This window comes from Nostoc cf. edaphicum LEGE 07299, from assembly GCF_015207245.1.
GTDB lineage: Bacteria > Cyanobacteriota > Cyanobacteriia > Cyanobacteriales > Nostocaceae > Nostoc > Nostoc edaphicum_B.
This window is the reverse complement of record NZ_JADEXF010000820.1, coordinates 1-3,033: the sequence shown is the minus strand read 5'-3', so window position 1 is coordinate 3,033 and position 3,033 is coordinate 1. Positions and strand designations below refer to the sequence as shown.

Annotated in this window: 3 protein-coding genes; 1 reads left to right on the top strand and 2 read right to left on the bottom strand. The window is 37.5% G+C overall.

The features are described from left to right. Nucleotides 1-75 precede the first annotated feature (75 nt). Nucleotides 76-345: a hypothetical protein gene (locus IQ229_RS21135; protein ID WP_194047091.1), complete on the bottom strand. Its 270-nt coding sequence runs from the start codon at nt 343-345 to the stop codon at nt 76-78. 605 nt (nt 346-950) lie between these two features. Between IQ229_RS21135 and IQ229_RS21130 the strand changes: the two genes are divergently transcribed. Further along, a complete protein-coding gene (locus IQ229_RS21130) occupies nt 951-2,249 on the top strand; it encodes a cation:proton antiporter (RefSeq protein ID WP_194047089.1) in 1,299 nt (432 codons plus the stop codon). A 184-nt stretch (nt 2,250-2,433) separates the two neighbouring features. Here IQ229_RS21130 and IQ229_RS21125 read toward each other — a convergent pair whose 3' ends face one another. After that, a complete protein-coding gene (locus IQ229_RS21125; RefSeq protein WP_194047087.1) occupies nt 2,434-2,823 on the bottom strand; it encodes a hypothetical protein in 390 nt (129 codons plus the stop codon). Nucleotides 2,824-3,033: the final 210 nt, after the last annotated feature.

The following is a 3,033-nucleotide window of genomic DNA, read 5'->3' as shown; positions in this document are numbered from 1 at the left end:
GACTGAAGTCTGCGGCTAACAAAGTTAGCCTGCATAAGCAGGCTAATTATTTTTTGCCAAATTCTACACTTTAGCTCAAGCTGCTTCTTGCAATTGTGGTTGTGACGGCACACTCACTTCTGGAAATGAAAGCGAGAGTTGTTCGGCTTGAGGTACTGCCGCTTGCTGCAAAACTTGAACTTCAATATTCACGCTGACCAAATAACTACCTGTATCAGCACCAACTGCTTCGGCAACTAGTTTAGCAATGTCTGGGCGTTTGGCAGTCAGCGGGTCACGTAAAATACACCGATCCCATTCATGCTTGGCAGTCGGATTGAGGTTGAGAATATAATGCTTCATCATCGAACTAACCCTTGAATCCATCTTCCAGAAGGTTTTCACAGAGCCATTATGCATTTGGCTAGGCTTTGTGGACGCTATACCTATTATAGTATATTTGTACTAAATTGGCAATCTCTGAGTCAGAAAGTAGGAAATATATCGTGTCCGGCTAATTAGCTCTATTCCCGAATCTATGCAGAAAGTCCAAAAATCCCTCTCGTCTGCGGTTTTAATATAAGTATTTAACCGGACACGATTAAGCTGTTCCACATTTTACTTGCATAATTAGCGTACGCTTTTCGGCCTACGCCACAAGAGTTATATAAATTTTGGATATGCAAACTAGGTGTCGTTTAGCTTATAAACCATTCGTAAAAGCGTATAGGTGTGTCTGAGCGATATTCCTGTGCCACATCCGATCAGTTAAAGGACTTCTAACAAATAATCAAAGTGCGATTTTTACGATGGGCAAAGCCAACGCCCAAATTTATCTATTCCCTTCTTCTCCAATTTAGTGATGTCTCTAAATTCCTAATCATAGAAAATCTGTCCATAGGTAAATTCTAATACAAAGCTATTGCAACTAAGCTTACAAAGCAACACCTTATATTTATGTAAATCGCTATATGGTAGATATCTATATTATTGACCTATTTGTGATTGGTCTACTTCTACTAATGGTCACATTAGGGTCAGGTTGGATTGCTCGTTTACCTCTTTCTTTTGCTCTTATCTATCTAGTGGTTGGTATTTTTCTAGGCCCTTATGCCTTTGGGCTGATTCAATTACGTCGAGATGACGTTTTTAATGCCGAACTGCTGGAAAAAATAACAGAATTTGTAGTAATTATTTCTGTGTTTAGCTGCGGCTTAAGAATTGTTCGTCCTCTAAGGTTGGGGACTTGGGGCATTACGACGCGATTGATTGTATTTCTGATGCCAATTTCAATTTTTGCTCTGGCTGTTGTGGGTAAATTGTTTTTAGGGATGAATTGGGGAGAAGCGATTTTATTAGGAGCAATTCTTGCACCTACCGATCCGGTATTAGCATCAGAAGTACAACTGACTGATATAAACGACCAAGATGAGTTGAGATTTGGTTTAACTTCTGAAGGTGGGTTAAACGATGCTTTAGCTTTTCCCTTCGTTTATTTTGGTCTTCATGCATTAAAAGATGATAACTGGGGTAACTGGTTAAAAGGGTGGATTGCGGTTGATTTAATTTGGGCGATCGCAGCTGGTATTGTTATGGGATTTGTTGTAGCAAAATCTATAGTTTGGATTGAAAAAAGAATTCAAAAACGTCGTCGTGCCGATGAGTTAATGGAAGATTTTATTGCTATCAGCACAATCCTACTAACTTATTCTTTAACAGAAATGGTGAATGGCTATGGATTTCTAGCAGTATTTGTTGCTGGGTTAGTTGTCCAACGCAGTTACAGAAATCCTGAAAAACCGCTAGCACAGTTGAAATTTGTTGAGCAGCTTGAAAAACTGCTGGAAGTTGGAACAATTTTACTATTGGGATCAATATTATTATTCAAGCCAATGCTCAACTACGCTATGCAATCTTTATTAGTGATAATTTTATTATTCTTCATAATCCGACCTGTAGGAGTTTGGATTAGCACAATAGGCAAACGTCCTGTAGAATCACACCGCCGAACTTTTCATCCAGGAACTAGGTGGTTGATTGGATGGTTTGGTATTCGCGGTGTCGGCTCTTTATATTATCTGGCCTATGCCTTTGGTAATGGCTTAAAAGGTGAAGCTGCCGAACAAATTGCTTGGATAACTTACACCACTATTGTAGCTTCTGTAATTATACATGGCATCAGTGCAACTCCATTAATGAAGTGGTATGAGCGCAATATTGGTAATAAGATAAAGGCTAATGTTCCCGCCACAATAGATGAATTTGAGTAGAAACAAATATAGGGTATGTTATGCCCAAGGTTAAGCACCTTAAATTGTTGATGGTGCTGTACTCTCAGCGATAACACACCCTAAAATTTAAATTTATAAACCTGTGACTCCAAACCAGAAAAAGGCTTTGAATATTACTCCCCAACGCTAGTAAGGAAGCTGTTGGGGATTAAATATATATTCCCTATTTACCCGTCACCTTTTCAATAACTTCTTTCGCTTTTTCGCCAAAACTTTCTGGAGGATTTTGTTCTTGTTCAGCCTTCAAATTTCTTTCGTAAGTCTTCTCTATAGTATTAAGATTTTTTGAATCTTTTATTGCTTGCTCATAAGCTTTTTGTCTGTCTTCTTCTTGAATGCCAACACCTGGGTCAAATTCGTTAGCACGATTAATTTTTTCTTCAGAATTTGGTTTATACTCTGGAGGTATTAGTTTTAATTCTTCAAGAGTAGTTGCATGACTAGTTTGCTGAATAAAAATGAAAGAACCTGACAAGCTGATGAAAACCATCAAGATAATAACTAAAAAGCTTGAATGTAATGCTTGTTTTAAACTTAATAGAATTTTTTGCATGAAAAAAATCTCCTAATTTTTTTGTTATGAGCCTTTTGAGGTAGAAGATAGATTAAATATCTTAAGCTCACAGGCATCCTAAGTGTTTAGGTACAGTTCTTTCTTCTACCTCAAGGTATATTAATTTTTAGTTTTTATAGTAATCTTATCGACAAGACTAAAATCCTCGACTTCTTATAGAAGTCGAGGATCTCGTGGTTCACAAATAAT